A 19,154-nucleotide genomic window follows, 5' to 3' on the forward strand; every position below is an offset into this window, starting at 1 on the left:
TTTTATATTTAAATTTTTAAAATATTGCTTTTACGCCCAGGTTATAAAATCTATTCTGGGGTGCACTTCCTACATTTAACTCCAAAATCTCACGTTCAGGGGATACTGTTAGTAAATTAGCTCCATTTACATATACTCCTAATTCCTGCACAAACGATTGGGCAAATAATTCTTTTGGAAAATTATAGGAGATTTGAACTTTTGCCAGGTCAAAACGATCTGTACTATAAAGCCAGAAATCTGAATTTCTAAAGTTATTATTACTATTAGTGGTAGTTAATCTTGGATAGGTTGCAGTTTCACTTGTCTCTGGCGTCCAACGATCCCGAGCTACGATTGAATATTTATCTTCACCATCCATCCAGAAATAAGAACTATTTTTCATACCGTGAGCTCCAAATCTTCCAATTCCAAGAGCGAAAAAGGTGAAATCTTTCCATTCAGCTGTGAAATTCACACCTAAAGTTAGCGGCGGGCCAAACCAGCCAGCTTTGCCTAGATAAACTTCATCCTGGTTGTCTATTACCCCGTCACCATTCTGGTCTATATATTTAATATCTCCCGGGGCAACCTGTCCATAACTTTGCGAAGGTGAATTCGCAATTTCTTCAGCACTTGCAAACAGTCCGTCGCTTTCCAGCCCCCAAATACCATCTAAAGGATTACCTTCCCTGGATTGGTATTCATCTTCATACATTTCAGCTCGTTTGGTGGCCTTGGTGTCATAATAAGTACCAACAACTCCAAGCGTAGTTTTCAATTCTCCAAATTGCTGATTCCAATCGGCTCTAAAATCAAACCCTACACGTTCATCATCGTTATAATTCACATAAGGGATAAATGAAGAGTTTGGCCATCCGGTTTCAAAATAATTAGGATATAATACAGATGCCTGTACTATACCACCCGTCATTCTATTGGCAAAAACAGAACCCTGTATCTGGAAAAGATTATCAAATAACGAAGCTTCAACCCCTAAATTTATTTCTTCTCTTTTAGAAAAAGTTAGGTCATCGTTCTGGCCTCTTCTGGAATCTGTGGAACGGCTTAGAGCACCATCTCTCCAGTTAAACCAGGCACCATCGGTTTGGGTATAAATACTTTCATATAAATAGTAATCCTGTATATCAATATCGGTATGTAAAATACCTGCGGAAGCGGTAAGTTTTAACTCATCAAATACCGTTGAATTTTGAAGAAAATTCTCTTCGCTTAAACGCCATCCTAAAGTAAAGGTTGGTGAAAAAGCCTGACGGTTTCCTTCAGGTAATTTTGCTGAATGTACCAGCGCTCCACTGAAATTCACAAAATATTTATCTAAATAATCGTAACCCACATACAGGCCTAAATTGGCATTACTGGTTCGGTGATATTCTTCTGAAATAGATTGCTGAAATCCATTGGCAATAAGCATTGCTGAAACGTTATGATCTTCTTCTATTTTAGTCTCATAATTAAATTGCCCTGAAAAAGAAATTGTTTGTCTATACCAGCTATCGCTTATATTTTGTACACCAGACCTGGCATCCTGCCCATACTGGGTTAAACTTGCAATTAAATCATCCCCATCATAATTAGTCCAGCTAGGCTCGTAAACTGCGTACTCATTGTTATATGATTGGTTGTAAGAAGTAGAATAATCTACTCCAAAGTTTGAATGAAAACTTAAGCCTTCCAGGAGATTTCCTAAATCTGCTCCAATACCTGTATTAAACTGAAATTGTCTACTGGTATAATTATTACTTCCACCCGCATAAATTGCAGCAAAAGGATTGGTTTGGTCAAGCTGCGTACCCCCTAAAAGATATTGTCCATCTATAAGGTTACTACTATTGTTAACATACTGCAGAGAATTCTCATCGCTTTCCTCAATCATACTTGTTGGAATTAACGGCGAAAATCGGTTTGGCCTTAAATTGGCAGCACCTGACCAATAATCTGTATTCACACCCCAACCGTTATAATAAACAGCTGATGCATTTACCGTAGCATATAAAGTTTCAGTTATATCAATATCTACATTCCCACGAATATTAAACCGCTGGGTTCTGTTATTTTCAGCTTCACCAAAATTTAGTAGCGAACCTGCTGAATAAAAACCAAGATTTGTATAATATTGAGCGGTTTCATTTCCGCCGGAAATCTGGGCGGTAGCATCATACCTGTTATAGGTTTCCTGTAAATAATCTGAAGAATAATAGTTTACATCGGGATACCTGTATGGGTTGTCCCCGGCTGCATGTTGGTAGATAGTTTCATCATCAAACCGCTGACTTAACCCATCATTTGCCCTTGCTTCATTATAAAGGGTCATATATTCAGCAGAACCAAGATATTTTGGATAACTTTTTGGAACAAACATTCCTGCATTTATCCTAACATCAATTTCCTGCTTCTGAATTTTTCCTCTTTTTGTAGTAATTTGAACAACACCTTTAGCAGCACGACTTCCATAGAGCGCCACTGCAGAAACTCCTTTTAAGAAACTAATTTGATCTATTTCTGTAGGCATTATACTTCCGGCATCTCTTGGCACTCCATCTATAAGCACTAAATACTCGTCCATACCCCAAATATTTCCGTGAAAACCATTGGCAAATCCTTCCATATTTTCCAGGGTACTCGTATTATAATTCTTCTCCATTAATTCATCCAGATCTACAAAAGAAACTCCACTTATTAGATTTCTCTTCTCAACTTTACGAAATGCAACATTTACATCTTCATAACCTTCTGCAGGCTCAAGACTTATATTATCCACAAATGGAGTTACAATTACTGTTGTAGGTTTGTACTCCAGAGCTGCTACGGCCAAAGTGGAATACAGGCCTGTTGAAAGTGAGAAACTCCCAATAGAATCTGTAACCACGGTGTTGCCAGCCTCTGTCGTTACGGTAGCACCCACTAACGGCTTTCCTTCTTTACCTCTAACGATGGCTTCAACATCAATATCTTCAGATGTTTGTGCGACCCCTATAAAAGGCATCAAGGCAAATAGTGCACAAAAAACTACTTTAAATTTTATAATATTCATTCTCTCTATGTTTAAATTGAACACAATGCGGTTACCAGCCAGGATTCTGACTAAATTCTAAATACATATTTACATCCACATTTTTTAAAGGCAGCCAGTAATGTTTGCTACTAAAGTTTCTTTCCAGAATAACTTCTTCTCTTAAGTTTAGAACCCTGTTTTGTGAAGGATCATCGGTATTAAGTTCTCCGGCCCGGTCAAATTCTACAGATTTCTTTAAAGTATATGGACTTTCGGTTAACAACAACCAACGTCTTAGATCATTAAACCTGTGTCTTTCAAAAGCTAACTCTACTGCACGCTCCCGGCGCACTTCACTCATAAAAGCATCCAGAGATCCTAAAAATTCATCTGCCACGTGACCAACACCGGCTCTATCTCTTACAAAATTAATAGCGTCTACCGCTGTTTTACTATAGCCCGAAACCTGTCCTGTAGGTGAACCATAAGCCTGGGCAGCTGCTTCAGCATACATTAGGTATACATCTGAGAGTCGCATCCATGGTAAATGAATATTCAAGCTGTTCCCATAACCATAACCTTCATCATATTTATTCGCTGTTATTGGGATAAACTTGTAAAGCATATACCCGGTTCTACTACCCGTTCTTATATTTCTATAACTTCCGCCAGTAAATAGATTAGCATAACGATTATATTCTTCATCTGCTGGCATAGAACCCTGAACGGTACGAACGCCATCATATACAATATCATTATAAAATCTTGGATCACGATCTTTCCACGGATATTCGGGATCATAACCAGATTCTGGATCGGGTTGCGTAATATCTTCAATTGGCATCCCATTGGCCATTCCATAAAAATCTACATAGTTTGCAGTAGGAAGGAATTTCACATCCCCATCGGTTAAAATTGGAGAAGGTTGATATTGTTTTGCTGTACCATAAGTAGATCCATGCGCACCAAAATAAGGTCCTCTAAAAATAGCCTCAGTACTACCTGGTATTTGCCAGTTTTGCCCGGTTGTATAAAAGTTTAAATGATAATCTGAAAACGGTACTAAAGAATAATCTGCTTCTCCAGATTCTGTTAGAGTAAGTAATTCGGCAAAAGCTTCAGCAGCTTTTTGGGCATAAGAAGTATTGTATACCGCATTTCCTGTAGACTCCTGATTCATTAGTGGACTTGCCGCCCATAAATAATTCTTCCCTAAATAACCAAGCGCCATTATTTTATTAATACGCAATTGGTTTTTCCCTAATGTTGCGCTTCCCGCATCTGTTTCGTCCCAATCTGTAGGTAATAAATCGGCAGCAGCACGAAAATCCTGTGCGGCGAGATCTGCAGCTTCGTGATAACTTAAGCGGGGTAACTGTAGTTGTTCATCACTTGGTAAAACTTCATTTATATATGGTAATCCTCCAAAATATTGAATGAATTGGAAATGAAACCATCCTCTAAAAAACAATAACTGCCCTCTTATTAAGTCTTTTTCTTCTTGAGTGGCATCTGTAAGACGGTCCATATTAGCAAGACCTAAATTGGCTTTTCTAATTCCATACCAGCCTAATTGCCAAAGGGATTTTGAAAATCGGTCATCATCTGTACTGGTATTATTTCTATCCATCCAGCCGGCTTGCCAGCCATCAAATTCTGACTGCCAGCCCCAAAAGTTTCCATTTTCAATTTTATTAATAAAGTGGAAATCCCTGGCTGTAGATTCAATTTCATCATCTCCCCAATTCCAGGAGTTGGTCCAGTAGGCATTGGTGAAATCTGGGATACAATGATATAATTCTTCAGTAAACCCTTGAAAATTGGTGAAATTTTTAAAGGCTTCCTCTTCAGAAACTATAGATTCATCTTCCCTGTCTAAGTAATCTTCACAAGATGATATGAAAACTAAAGCAAATATTGCCAGACTAAATTTTATAATGTTTTTTATATAATTTTTCATAACAAGCTATTTTAAAAAGTAATATTTACCCCTAAGTTATATCTACTTACGGTTGGGTAAGCTCCCTGAGATGCCCATCCCGTTCCGGCAAAATTCGATTCCCTGTCATCTGGCATATCAGACCATAAGAAGAGGTTGTTTCCGTTTAAGAAAACCCTTAGGTTTTTTACTCCCAGCCTATCTACTAAACTAGAGCCGGCATCGAAAGTATAGGCTATTTCAGCATTTTTAAGTCTTAGGTAAGAACCATCAAACATATACCTGTTGGCAGCGTTATATTCACTTGGCGTGGTAAGCCATCTTGGCACCGGTGAATCTGCATTAAAGTTATCTTTAGACCAGTAACTTCCTTCTTCATAAACCACGTGATTTTGGCTACTTAAACTTCCTAAAACTACCTGGCGGGTTACATTGTTTACTCCATAGAATTGCACATAACTACTAAAGCCTTTCCAGTCAAACCCAATAGTAGCGTTATAAGTGTTTTGAGGATTCCCGGTAAAACCAAATGGAATATTATCGTAAGCATCTATTACTCCATCTCCATTAAAATCTATAATATGATAGTTTCCGGGTAATTTCTGGTTATCGTTTGCATTATGAATGGTACTTGCATAGAGATCGTCCCATGTATTGTAATAACCAGGAGTAACGTGAGAATATGCCTGCCCAATTTGTAAACCTGCATTTTGCTGATATGCCGGCAGCAAAGAAGGATCATCGGCATCTATCACTTCATTTTGAGAATGCGTCATATTGAAATTTGACCATAATCTCAAGCCATTTTCAAACCTGTAGCTTAAATCAATATCAAATTCATAACCTTCATTTTTCACGTGACCCAGGTTTGCAACTGGTGCTTCGGTACCAAAATAAGAAGGTATCGCTCTATCCACTCCATTAATTAAAATATCGGTTCTTTCATCTATAAAATAGTCGAAGCTACCTTCAATAAACCCGTCAAAGAATCCAAAATCGACTCCTACATTCGTTTTCTTTACCTTCTCCCAGGAAACATCTGGATTTCCTACGGACTCTTCTAAATACCAGGTGTACGGACTTTGCTCTGCGGCTTCCCCGGTTACACCCATTCTTGCCTGCCCATTGTAGCCCCACTGCGTCATGTACAGAAATCTACCGGCTACATTGTCGTCTCCAATCTCACCGTAATTAGCTCTTAGTTTAAGCATATCTAAGAATGAAGCAGAATCAAGGAAATTTTCCCGTGACAAAATCCATCCCACACCTCCTGAAGAAAAGAAAGCAAATCGGTTTTCAGGACTAAATTTCTCAGAACCGTTATAAGCACCGTTATATTCAAAAGTGTACTTATTATCTAAGGTATAAGTAGTTCTAAAAACCCAATCTTCTCTATAACGAGGTATTTGGCTTCCGGTAGCATTTTCATTTCTATTCATAAGTCCCATTACAGAAACATCGTGACGCCCGTCAAAATTCCTGGCATATCTAAGTTGTAACTGGTAGAAAAGTTTTCTATGCGAAGACCAATTCTGAACAGCCCCTGGGCTGGTAGACCATTTTACACCTTCCTGAAAATCAAAACGGCTATTTGGGTCGTAGGCCTGCTGGTATAGCTCGGTACCGGTTTCAGGGTCTATCCATTTTTCCTGCGCATCATTGTATAAATCATTAATTCCACGATCAGCTTCCACAAAAGTGTTATCTAATGCGATGGTACCGTTAAAATTTAGTCCCTCTAAAATCATATCAAGATCCTGATCCAGGGTGAAATTCGTAGTTAAGCGAGTGGTAGTCATATACTGAATTCCGCTTATACCCAGAACTCTCACCGAATTGGTAGCCGCACCTTCATTGGGCGCATAATATCCCCAGGCTCCATCTGAATATCTAGGTAGAAATACATCTGGTGCAGTACTATAAGCTGCCACCCACATGCTATATTCATCTCCTGTAGCTCCCCACGGACTTTTCTTTACACCGTGTGAACCAGCCAGGTTTACCTGGAACAAAGTGGTAGGGGTAATCTGAAAATCAAGATTACCTCTTACGTTTAACCTGTTGAATCCATACCCGGGCTCATAGCCCCTGTTATTATCATATTGTTTCATTAAATCTCCCTCCCTAAGGAAATCTGCTGTAGTGAAATACTTTACAAAATCGGTACCCCCACTTACATTTACGTTTGCGTTATAAGACATCGTATAATCTCGAAAAAGCGTGTTTGCCCAATCTACATTTGGATATCGCTCTCTTTCTGCCTGGTTTGCTGGATTTCTGTATTTGTCAATAATATCTAATGGCATATAATCATTCCACGCGCTTGGGTTTAAACCAAGTTCATTTTCAATTGCTTCATTACGGACTCTTAAAGCATCATAAGCATCGTATTTACCAGGCAATTTAGAAGGCCTTTTCATTGTAGTGTTTACTCTTGCCCTTATTACGGCTTCACCTTTTTCACCTCTTTTGGTAGTCACAAGAATAACACCGTTAGCACCCCTAACTCCATATACAGCGGTAGCAGAAGCATCTTTTAAAACTGAAATGGATTCTACCGAGCTAATTGCTACACTGGACATTGGTCGCTCTACTCCGTCTACCAAAATAAGCGGGGAAGAGTCGTTCCAGGTACTTTGCCCACGAATTAGAATTCTGGGATCCTCTTCTCCAGGCATACCCGTACTGGCACTGGTAATAACTCCTGGCACATTTCCTGTTAAAGCTGCACCAATGTTTGTCACACCACCTGCTCTTTCCAGAACATCACCGCTAACTTCTGCTATAGATGCTACAACGGTCTCTCTTTTTTGTTCTCCATAACCAACAATTACCACTTCTTCTAGCGCATCCTGGTCTGGATCCATAATCACGTTAATTTCCGATTGGTCATTAACTTTTCTCTCTATGGTTTTATAGCCTATAAAGCTAAAAACCAGGGTAGCATCGGCAGGAGCCTCTATGGTATAATTCCCTTCCATATCGGTAACAGCACCGAGATTTGGAACTTCCTTTACAAGAATATTCACCCCTGGTATTCCAAGATTATCTTCAGATGAAGTAACCGTTCCCCTAATTGTTTGTTGTTCACTTCCACTTTTTGGCTTATTATCATTAGCATAAACCGAGGGAAAAAACAGAAGTTGAAGCAATAGTCCAAAAACCATTGTTCTAGTTAGGTAAGGAAGATTTATTAAATTTATTTTCATATTAAAAATGTTTTAAACTCTATTAAAATGGCTCAAAGTCATTTTAATTGGCTTGCTATTCATATTCGATAACGTTTTAGTTTTTAGGAATAAAAAAAGTGACATTCCCGGGATCATTCCTGAAGAATAAAACCTCATTCCGAAAATGGTTTCTGTGAAGCTTCGTTTCCGTTAGATAATAATTTGTCATTCTCTTATTATTATTTCGTTTAAGGGTTATTAAATAGTTTAAAAAATGAATACATACTCCTTTTTGATATTTAAGATAGTTTTAAGAAGTATTGTTTCGTTTTGTTAACCTGGGATTAAAATTCAGCTTATTTTAAGGTTTTGATGATTTCAAAAAGGCTTAATTGTGAATTATTCCTTAAAAAATCTGAACCAAATATATCCGTTAATTCAGCTTATCAAGAATTGTGGTGTTACAAATACTTTACGGTATGTTACATGCAAGAAAAAAAATGGTAAAATCAATGTAAATTGGGTTAAAATAGGACATATTTTGAGATAACTTAATGACCTGAACCCCTATAAAAACTATACCCCTCAACGCATTGTGATTTTGGCAAGGATTATAGTATATAAAAATGTTAATTTTACACTTAAACATCGACTTAAAACAAAAATAAGTGCTTAGCTGGCAAAAAATGGTTTAAAATTCCTCGATTTTCAAATGATTTTGAAGCAAAAAACCGCTAATTCTCAACTCAATTTTCAAGAATTTGTGTTTCTATAAAATTGGTTTCGATTATTCTAATTTGGTTAATGAGAAATGAAGATTATTTGAGACGGTTGAAAAAAAAATTATACCCGGATTTTTACCTTAAGAATAACGAAAAAAGATGATTTGTCAATAATAGCGGTAGAAGACAACTTGAAATATTTTTTACGGATGAAATGTACTTTGAAGGTAATTAATAAGGCAAGCATTTAGGTGATCAAAAATGATTGAAGAAATAAAAGAACCAGGCCTGCTTCCTACTTTTCGCTTTAGAATTTGGACATAAAAAAAGCCAATGAAAATTTAATTCATTGGCTTTTTTAAGATAAATATGGAAGAAACTACTTCCTCTTAATTACTTTTTCAGCTGCTTTTAAAATAGCCTCTGAATTTAAACCGTATTTTTCAAATAATTGTTCCGGGGTACCGCTTTCTCCAAAAGTATCCTGGGTGGCCACAAACTCTTGTGGTGCCGGATTATTTTCGGCTAAGGTGCGGGCAACGCTTTCTCCAAGTCCGCCAAGGAAATTATGTTCTTCAGCAGTTACTACGCAACCGGTTTTCTTAACCGATTTGATAATGGCTTTTACATCCAATGGTTTTATGGTGTGGATATTAATCACATCAGCACTAATTCCTTTTTCTGATAGCTTCTGTGCTGCCTGGATCGCTTCCCATACCAAATGTCCTGTAGCGATGATGGTGACATCTTCCCCTTCATAAAGTTGAACCGCTTTCCCAATCTCAAATTTCTGATCTTCAGCAGTGAAATTAGCTACTTTTGGCCTTCCAAATCTTAGGTAAACCGGGCCTTCGTGCTCAGCAATAGCCAAAGTTGCGGCTTTGGTCTGGTTAAAATCGCAGGTGTTTATTACCGTCATTCCCGGTAACATTTTCATAAGACCTATATCTTCCAGGATCTGGTGTGTAGCACCATCTTCTCCCAAAGTTACTCCAGAGTGAGAAGCACAAATCTTCACGTTTTTCCCTGAGTAAGCAATAGATTGACGAATTTGGTCGTAAACCCTTCCCGTTGCAAAATTGGCGAAAGTTCCTGCGAATGGAATCTTTCCACCAATGGTAAGACCTGCAGCCATTCCCATCATATTGGCTTCGGCAATTCCTACCTGGAAGAAGCGCTGCGGATTTTCATCAATAAAATCCTGCATTTTAAGCGATCCTACAAGGTCGGCACAAAGTGCTACTACGTTAGGATTCGTTCGGCCAAGCTCGGTAAGTCCCGCACCAAAACCGGAACGGGTATCTTTTTTTCCTGTATCTGTAAATGTTTTCATTCTAAATTTTATTGTCATTTCCACTTTTCTGAAAATCTATATTGTTTTATCCATTCCCCTTAAAATATCAAATTCCTCCCCTTCGGGGAGGCTAGGTGGGGCTTTTAATAATCTCCTAAAGTTTCAGGATTTTGAGAAAGCGCAGTTTCTAATTGCTCGTCATTAGGCGCTTTTCCGTGCCAGGCGTGGGTGTGCATCATAAAATCTACACCATTACCCATTTCCGTTGTCATTAGTACGCAAACCGGTTTTCCTTTTCCGGTGCGGGTTTTGGCTTCAGTTAATCCATCGATTACCTGTCGCATATCGTTACCATCTTCAATCTCCATTACATCCCAACCAAAAGCTTCAAATTTAGCTTTTAGGTTACCCATGGGTAAAACGGTTTCTGTGCTTCCGTCTATTTGCTGGCCGTTTACGTCTACCGTTGAAATAATATTATCAACTTTATTTCCGGCAGCATACATAATGGCTTCCCAGTTTTGGCCTTCCTGTAATTCACCATCTCCGTGAAGCGAAAATACTAAATGGCTATCCTTATTCAGTTTTTTAGCCTGAGCAGCTCCAAGAGCAACCGACATTCCCTGGCCCAGTGATCCTGAGGCAACACGAATACCCGGCAGGCCTTCGTGCGTTGTAGGGTGACCCTGTAACCTGGAATCTATAAGTCGGAAAGTATTTAATTCATCTACAGGAAAATAACCACTACGAGCTAAAACGCTATAGAAAACCGGGGAAATATGACCGTTGGAAAGAAAGAAAAGGTCTTCGTCTTTCCCGTCCATGTTAAACTCGGGTTTGTGTTCCATAATTCCGCCCTGGTACAAAGCGGTGAAAAATTCTGTGCAACCAAGCGAACCTCCCGGATGTCCCGAATTCACTTTGTGAACCTGTCTTAAAATATCCCGGCGAACCTGGGTCGCAAAATCTTCTAATTTTTTAATTTCCATAATCTATACATTAAATGATTTAGCGTCTTCTAAAAATTTCGCAAGTCCGCTATCAGTAAGTGGGTGTTTCAATAAGCCATCTATAGAAGATAGTGGTCCTGTCATAACATCGGCACCAAGTTTAGCACAGTTAATTACGTGCATAGTGTGGCGAATAGACGCTGCAAGAATTTCAGTTTCAAATCCGTAATTATCATAGATAAGTCGGATATCTGCTATCAGGTCTAATCCATCGGTAGAAATATCGTCCAATCTTCCCAGGAAAGGTGAAACATAAGTTGCTCCAGCTTTTGCTGCAAGTAAAGCCTGCCCGGCTGAAAATACTAACGTACAATTGGTTTTTATTCCTTTATCTGAAAAGTATTTTATGGCTTTTACACCTTCCTTAATCATAGGAACTTTTACAATAATCTGTTTGTGCAATTTCGCAAGTTCTTCCCCTTCGCGTACTATTCCGTCAAAATCTGTTGCTACCACTTCGGCAGAAACATCACCATCTACAATTTCGCAAATATCCAGGTAATGCTGAAGAATATTATCTTTACCGGTAATACCTTCTTTTGCCATTAAAGACGGATTAGTTGTTACTCCATCTAAAACGCCCAGATCCTGCGCTTCTTTAATCTGATCTAGATTTGCTGTATCAATAAAAAATTTCATCTCAAGTTTAGTTTTTAATTATTTTTCTTTAGTTAATTCTATTTCAAATGGGACAGCCGGTAAATCTTCCTGGTTATAAAGATTGGCGTTCCCGGGATTATTAGCCCAGGCATATCTTAATACACCCGGATTTTTAATTTTATTACTATAAATTTTCAAAGTATTATCATCTATTACCTCAGCTTTGGCTTTATAAAAATTCTTACCATCTTCTGAAATTGTAAAACCGGTAGGTTGATTTCCGTTTTTAATTTTCCAGCCTGATTTTAAATTCTCAAAATTGACTAAAACAACTCCATTTTTGGTTTCCCAGGCTGAAGGTGCGGGACCGGAACTAATAATATCTTCATTATATATTAGTTTTCTAGCTTCAAGCGCTAATCTATTCCCTACGTCTTTTTTATTTAACGGGTGAATATCGTTCCACTCCCCAAGGTCTATAGTTACGGCCATCCCGGTATTAGGGACATTCAGGTTTGTTTTTCTTTGTACCTCTCTCATTTTAGCCCAGCTACTTTCTTGTGGCTCTGTGGATTCTTCCATAAAATTTGGCAGTTGCACCAAAAGAAATGGCAATTCGAGATCCTCAAAGTGCTTACGCCAGCTTTTTATCATCTTCGGAAATGTTTCTGAATAAAGATCTGGATCATCAGTATCAGATTCTCCCTGGTACCATAGAACCCCTTTCAATTCGAAATTTGTTAAAGGAGCTATCATTGCATTAAAAAGTCCGCCAGATTTCCACCTAATAAAGGTTTGTCCCGGGGTATTTGGCATTGCAGCTGCCTGCTTAAACTTCCAGGTTCCATCAATATCCAGTGTATCTTTAACTAATATTAAATGATAAGGTTTATCTTTTATAAAACCTGTAGGGCCGCCATTATTTACCAAACGAACTACAATTTCATTCTCACCTTCTTTTAATAATTTTGCATCAAACTTATATTTTCTGGGCGGATATTGATAACCGGTATGCCCCACCTGCTTTCCGTTTACATAGGCATAATCCATATCTACCAGTCTTCCCAAATGCAACTTCACGGTATCAGATTCAGGTAATTGGGAAATATTTACAGTTTTTGAAAACCAGGCTACTCCGGCACTATCATTTCTATCTTCTGCTGAAACAAAACCCGGAATTTCAATCTCCGTCCAGGATGTTTTATCAACATCGGTCTTAAACCATTCTTCTTGTAAACCGGTATCTTTTTTATTTAAATCGCTATACCAGCTATTAATTGCTTTTTGTTCAGCATTCACTACCGAATCTAAAAAAGCCTGATTCCCCCATTTTAAATGTTCTTCGTAAAACTGCGGAAACTCTTTTAAAGCTTCTTTATCCATCCAGGCTGAAACCGGGGAACCTCCCAGCGCTGAATTGATAAGCCCAATAGGCACTTCCTCTTTTTCATAGATCGCTTTGGCAAAGAAATACGCCACTCCAGAAAATTCAAGTATGTTTTCTTTATTTACCTCTTTCCAGGATCCTGAGGATAAATCCTCATTTTCCTTAGAAAACTCATACTCATCAGGCACTTCAAATTGCCTGATTTTAGAATTGTCTGCATTTTTAATTTCATATGCATAGGTATCTGCCAACCTACCCATTGGTAGTTCCATATTAGATTGGCCAGAACATAGAAACACATCTCCAAACAAAATATTTTTAACCTCAACCTTATTCGAGGCATTAAATGACATAGTATAAGGCCCTCCGGCTTTTTGAGCGGGAAGTTTAATTTCCCATTTACCATTTTCATTGGTCTTTGCCGTAAAATTTTTACCCTGAAATTGTAGCGTTACAACTTCTCCATTAGCGGCCCAACCCCAAATTTTAAGCTCTGTATCTCTTTGGAGCACAACATTATCGCTTATTAATTTAGGCAATTTAATTTGTGCAAATGTAAATCCTACACTTACAAAAAATAAAACTACAAATAATTTCTTTTTTAGATCCAGCCTCATAAAAATTTTTAGGTTTTAGCGATAATAATTAATTAGAATTCAAAATTAAATCCTTTACGGGTAAGGTTTTGGTAAATTTCTTCATCAAACCTATATAGTTTGGCCGCCCTATGGGAGACCCCGGTTTGTTTACCTCCCGCCTCCTGTAAAAGTTTCATTTTTAAAAATTTTCTTCTAAAATTACTTTTATCCATTTCCACATCTAATATTTCAGTATAAAGTTGCATCAGCTGGAGCAAAGTGAATTTTTCCGGAAGTAAATTAAAACCAATAGGGGCGCGTTTTACTTTTCCGCGTAGACGGTTTAAACTGGACTGCAAAATTTCATTATGATCGTAAATAAGATGGGGAATATCTTTTATTCTGTACCATTTTGCTTCTGAAGCGGTAAAACCGGCTTTAACCTTAAAATCTTCTCTATTTATTAAAGCATAATAGCCTACGGTTATAACACGTCCCAGCGGAAATCGGTCTGGCTTACCAAAGGTTTTAACCTGTTCCAGGTAAATATCTTTTACCCCGGTTAATTCTGAAAGCAACCTATCGGCAGCCACATCTATATCTTCTTCCTTTTTAATCCAACCACCGGGAAGACCCCATTTCCCTTTACTAATACCTTCGCCGTGTTGTACCAGTAAAACCTCCAGGTAGCCTTTTTCAAAACTAAACACACAACAGTCAATCGTTATGGAACTCATAACTTCTGCTGCAGAAAGATCATTTGTAGGTAAAAATGGCAAAGGGTTTTTCATAAGTGTATACAATAGGTATCTTTATAAAGATATAGACAATTTTTAGGCTTTATTTTTACTATCCTACTTTAATTAAGCCTTGTAAATTGCTAATATAAAAAAAAATAACTATACTTGTAGTCAAATAAACCATAAGATATCTATAAATGGCAAAATTAAATAAGAGTGGTATTGTTTTAATCACCATAGTAGCAAGTCTTGGAGGCTTATTATTTGGGTATGATACGGCAGTAATTTCTGGAGCCGTGGGTGCTCTTGAAAATTATTTTATTGGAGCATTAGAAACTGATAAAGACCTTGCAATAGCTGCTATCTTTCAGTTTAAAGTAATTATTAGTTTTTGTGTGCTGGCGCTTGTAATTTTATTCAGCTCATTTCTACTCAAATTTTTCAGTAAATCAAAAGCCTATCTTATTATTGGGCTTTTTGTGCTTATAGGAGGTGCAGTTTACTACTTTCAATTTTTAACGCTGCCAGGGGTTTTAACCGAAAACTTAAAGAATTCCATCCTCGGGTTTATGGTAAGTAGTGCGCTTGTGGGATGTATTATTGGAGCCTCACTTGGAGATAACGTTGCAAATTCTATAGGAAGGCGAAACGGACTCCTTATAGCGGCTATGCTGTTTGTACTTTCTGCAATAGGCTCAGCCTACCCCGATACTATGAATATCTTCTTTGGAGATTCACTTTCAGCTTTTATTGTTTATAGAATTATAGGAGGAATGGGAGTTGGTTTGGCAAGTATGCTGGCACCGCTTTATATTGCTGAAATGGCACCGCCTAAAATACGCGGAAAACTAGTTAGTTTCTACCAGTTAGCTATTGTGAGCGGGATGATGGTGGTTTATTTTGTAAACTATTTTATTGTCCAGGGGCAAACCGAAAGCTGGATAAACACTTCTGGCTGGAGATATATGTTCCTTTCTGAAGGAATTCCTGCTACTATTTTCTTCCTGGCCCTACTTTTAGTGCCTAAAACCCCAAGGTTCCAGGTAATGAAAGGCAATGAAAAGGATGCTCTTAAAGTTCTTTCCAATTTAAATGGCCCCGAAAAAGCACCGGGTGTATTAGAAGAAATTAAAAAGTCTTTTGGCAAGAAAAAGGCCCACTGGCTTTATTTTGGAGGAACCGTGGTCGTAATTGGTTTACTCTTATCTATTTTTCAACAATTTGTGGGTATAAACGTAGTACTGTATTACGCCCCCGAAATTTTTAGAGGAATGGGTATGGAAACCGATGCTTCTATGCTACAAACCATTATTGTAGGTGCCATTAATATGATCTTCACAGTAGTGGCAATTTCTACCGTAGACAAGTTTGGCCGTAAAAAATTAATGATGATTGGTAGTGCTGTTATGGCGCTAAGTATGATTGGCCTTGGATTCGCACTTTACCTGGAAACAACAGGAATTACGGCACTAATGTTTATGCTTTTCTACATCGCAGCATTCGCTATGTCCTGGGGTCCTGTAGTTTGGGTATTATTATCTGAAATTTTCCCAAATTCAATAAAAGGAGTTATGGCAGTAGCTGTAGCCGTACAATGGCTTGCTAACCTGGTGGTATCGTGGACATTCCCAATGATGAATAATAATTCAGATTTGGTAGCGATGTTCAACAATGGTTTTCCATACTGGATCTACGGAATAATGGCGATCCTTTCCGGCTTGTTTATTTGGAAATTCGTACCGGAAACCAAAGAGAAAACACTTGAGGAAATGGAAAACATTTGGATCTCAAAATAAAATAAATCAAGAATTAACGTATGTATTTTTTAGGAATAGATTTAGGAAGTTCTTCAATCAAATTATCGGTTCTCGATGCTGAAAAAGGAACAACTATAGCCTCGGCTAAAGTTCCAGAATTTGAAATGGAGATCGCCGCCCCTCAATTTGGCTGGGCCGAACAAAATCCAGAAGATTGGTGGGAAAATGTAAAGAAAGGATTTAGCATTCTTAGAGATAAAAAAGGCGTAGACCTTAAAAAAATTAAAGGAATTGGTATCGCCTACCAAATGCATGGGCTCGTTTTAACCGATGATAAACTTAACCCGGTAAGGCCTTCAATTATTTGGTGCGACAGTCGCGCCGTAGAAATAGGAGATGAAGCCTATAAAGCCATTGGTGAAGAAATTAGTAAAAACCAGATCCTGGGTAGCCCGGGGAATTTTACTGCATCTAAACTGAAGTGGGTAAAAGAAAATGAACCCGAAAACTTCAAGAAAGCTTCTATTATGATGTTGCCAGGAGATTATATCGCGGCAAAACTTTCTGAAACTCCTCAAATAAGTACTTCAGGTTTATCTGAAGCCGCTTTGTGGGATTTCTCTAAAGGAAAATTAGCCACTGAAGTTTTGGATAAAATGGGACTTTCAGAAGATTTTATCCCTGAAATTGTTCCTAGCTTTGGAGATCAGGCCACGGTAAGTTCAGCTATTGCAAATGAACTTGGACTGGATCCCGACACAAAAATCAATTACAGGGCTGGAGACCAACCCAATAATGCTTTTTCACTTAACGCTTTAAAGCCGGGAGACATTGCTACAACAGCAGGAACTTCGGCAGTAATGTACGCCGTGAGTGCAGAAAACACGTTTGATCCAGAAAGCAGGGTAAACACCTTCCTACACGTAAATAATACCGAAAAGGCTAAACACAACGGAGTTCTTTTATGCATCAACGGTTCTGGAATTCTTTACCAATGGTTACGTAAAATAATTTCAGTGGGTAGGGAAGAACTTATTCCCTATGAAAAATTAAACGAAGAAGCTGCTAAGGTAGAACCAGGCAGTAAAGGTCTCCGCTTCTACCCTTTTGGAAATGGTGTAGAACGAATTTTCAGCAATAAAGAAGTAAATTCTGGTATAGAGAATCTTAATTATAACATTCACCAACCGGCTCATCTTATAAGATCTGCTTGTGAAGGAATTGTTTTTGCTATGAACTACGGTTTTGAGGTAATGCAATCTATAGGTGTGGAAGGAAAAGTGGTAAGAGCCGGGAAAGACAATCTTTTTTTAAGTCCGGTTTTTAGAGAAATTTTTGTCAATACCACCCAAACTACTTTAGAACTTTACAATACATCTGGTGCAGAAGGTGCTGCCCGTGGTGCCGCGGTAGGTTATGGATTTTATAAAGAATTTGACGACGCATTTACAAGTTTAAAATGCCTGGAAAGAATGGAGCCTGATCCCAAATTAAGTAAGCAGTACCAGGGGATTTATCAAGAATGGAAACAGAATATTAAAATTAAAGAATAATAATTATGAGTAACAACAAATTTTTTAAAGGAATAGATAAAATTCAATTTGAAGGCAGGGATAGTAAAAACCCATTAGCCTACAAGTGGTACGACGAAAATAAAACAGTAGCCGGAAAAACGCTTAAAGAGCATTTAAGGTTTGCGGTGGCATACTGGCATACCTTCAATAATAAAGGTGGAGATCCTTTTGGAGCAGAAACTGAAACTTTTGAATGGGACAAAAAGGAAAATGTAATAGATCGTGCCAAAGATAAAATGGATGCCGCTTTTGAATTCATTGAAAAACTTGGAATTCCTTATTACTGTTTTCACGATATAGATGTAGTAGACGATTGTTCTTCGCTTTCTGAATTTGAAAAGCGTATGGAAACTATGGTAGACTATGCTAAACAAAAGCAACAGGAAACCGGGATTAAACTACTTTGGGGAACATCCAACCTGTTTAGCGATCCTCGCTATATGAATGGAGCTTCTACTAACCCAGATTTTAATGTTGTTGCTCGTGCCAGCGCACAGGCAAAAATAGCAATAGATGCTACCATTGCCTTAAATGGTGAGAATTATGTATTCTGGGGAGGCCGTGAAGGTTATATGAGCCTTTTAAATACCGATATGAAGCGTGAGCAGGATCACTTAGCACAATTCCTTACTACTTGTCGTGATTATGCCCGCAAACAAGGTTTTAAAGGAAATTTCCTTATAGAACCAAAACCAATGGAGCCTACAAAACACCAGTACGACTATGATACCGCTACTTCTATAGGATTCTTAAAGAATTACGGACTGGAAAAAGATTTCAAAATAAACATTGAAGTAAACCACGCTACCCTTGCAGGCCATACTTTTCAGCACGAATTACAAACCGCAGTAGACGCCGGGATGTTAGGAAGTATTGATGCCAACCGTGGAGATTACCAAAATGGATGGGATACCGATCAATTTCCAATAGATGTGTATGAAATTACCGAAGCTATGTTAGTAATCCTTGAAGGAGGAGGAATTCAGGGTGGAGGAATCAATTTTGATGCGAAAGTAAGAAGAAATTCTACCGATCTTGAAGATAAATTTATAGCGCATATTGCCGGTATGGATGCTTTTGCACGCGGACTAATCGCTGCAGATAACGTATTACAAAACACCGATTATAAAAAGCTTAGAAAAGAGCGTTATGCATCTTTTGATAGCGGTAACGGAAGCAAATTTGAAAATGGAGATCTTTCTCTTGAAGAAATTAGCAAAATAGCTAAAGAGCTTGGCGAACCAAAACAAATAAGCGGCAAGCAAGAATTATACGAGCAAATTATTGCCAATTCGTATTAGGAATTCGGCTTAATTAAACCTTATAATAAATCCTCTGAAACTCGCTTTCAGGGGATTTTTTTTAATTAATGAGTTTGTAGAATCAAC

General features: G+C 38.0%; 11 protein-coding genes. 3 read left to right on the top strand and 8 right to left on the bottom strand.

Annotation, left to right across the window (positions count from 1 at the left end; all coding sequences use genetic code 11):
* Positions 1–16 precede the first annotated feature (16 nt).
* The 8 genes from BM084_RS05480 to BM084_RS05515 all read right to left on the bottom strand — a co-directional run bounded on the left by BM084_RS05480 (position 17) and on the right by BM084_RS05515 (position 14,486).
* Positions 17–3,034, bottom strand: coding sequence for a SusC/RagA family TonB-linked outer membrane protein (locus BM084_RS05480; RefSeq protein WP_093303456.1), 3,018 nt, complete (start codon positions 3,032–3,034; stop codon positions 17–19).
* A 31-nt stretch (positions 3,035–3,065) separates the two neighbouring features.
* Positions 3,066–4,955: a RagB/SusD family nutrient uptake outer membrane protein gene (locus tag BM084_RS05485; RefSeq protein ID WP_093303458.1), complete on the bottom strand. Its 1,890-nt coding sequence runs from the start codon at positions 4,953–4,955 to the stop codon at positions 3,066–3,068.
* Between the two features lie 11 nt (positions 4,956–4,966).
* Positions 4,967–8,143 carry a SusC/RagA family TonB-linked outer membrane protein gene (locus tag BM084_RS05490; protein ID WP_093303460.1) on the bottom strand — a complete coding sequence of 1,059 codons (3,177 nt, stop codon included), beginning with the start codon at positions 8,141–8,143 and terminating at the stop codon, positions 4,967–4,969.
* 1,062 nt (positions 8,144–9,205) lie between these two features.
* A complete protein-coding gene (locus tag BM084_RS05495) occupies positions 9,206–10,159 on the bottom strand; it encodes a transketolase family protein (RefSeq protein ID WP_093303463.1) in 954 nt (317 codons plus the stop codon).
* 104 nt (positions 10,160–10,263) lie between these two features.
* Positions 10,264–11,109, bottom strand: a complete 846-nt coding sequence (locus BM084_RS05500) for a transketolase (RefSeq protein ID WP_394333647.1) — start codon at positions 11,107–11,109, stop codon at positions 10,264–10,266.
* A 3-nt stretch (positions 11,110–11,112) separates the two neighbouring features.
* Positions 11,113–11,769 (bottom strand): fructose-6-phosphate aldolase, encoded by a 657-nt coding sequence (fsa, locus tag BM084_RS05505; protein ID WP_075325786.1) that lies wholly within the window; start codon positions 11,767–11,769, stop codon positions 11,113–11,115.
* An 18-nt stretch (positions 11,770–11,787) separates the two neighbouring features.
* Complete coding sequence (locus BM084_RS05510) at positions 11,788–13,734, bottom strand: sialate O-acetylesterase (protein ID WP_093303468.1); 1,947 nt, start codon at positions 13,732–13,734, stop codon at positions 11,788–11,790.
* A gap of 32 nt (positions 13,735–13,766) precedes the next feature.
* Positions 13,767–14,486, bottom strand: a complete 720-nt coding sequence (locus tag BM084_RS05515; protein ID WP_093303472.1) for an NUDIX hydrolase — start codon at positions 14,484–14,486, stop codon at positions 13,767–13,769.
* Positions 14,487–14,632: 146 nt separating this feature from the next.
* Between BM084_RS05515 and BM084_RS05520 the strand changes: the two genes are divergently transcribed.
* The 3 genes from BM084_RS05520 to xylA are packed head-to-tail and all read left to right on the top strand — an operon-like array spanning position 14,633 to position 19,067.
* A complete protein-coding gene (locus BM084_RS05520) occupies positions 14,633–16,231 on the top strand; it encodes a sugar porter family MFS transporter (protein ID WP_093303475.1) in 1,599 nt (532 codons plus the stop codon).
* Positions 16,232–16,251: 20 nt separating this feature from the next.
* A complete protein-coding gene (locus BM084_RS05525) occupies positions 16,252–17,745 on the top strand; it encodes a xylulokinase (RefSeq protein ID WP_093303478.1) in 1,494 nt (497 codons plus the stop codon).
* Positions 17,746–17,750: 5 nt separating this feature from the next.
* Complete coding sequence (gene xylA / locus BM084_RS05530) at positions 17,751–19,067, top strand: xylose isomerase (RefSeq protein WP_093303482.1); 1,317 nt, start codon at positions 17,751–17,753, stop codon at positions 19,065–19,067.
* The last annotated feature ends 87 nt before the right edge of the window (positions 19,068–19,154 follow it).

The organism is Salegentibacter agarivorans, assembly GCF_900113135.1.
GTDB classification, from domain to species: Bacteria; Bacteroidota; Bacteroidia; order Flavobacteriales; family Flavobacteriaceae; genus Salegentibacter; species Salegentibacter agarivorans.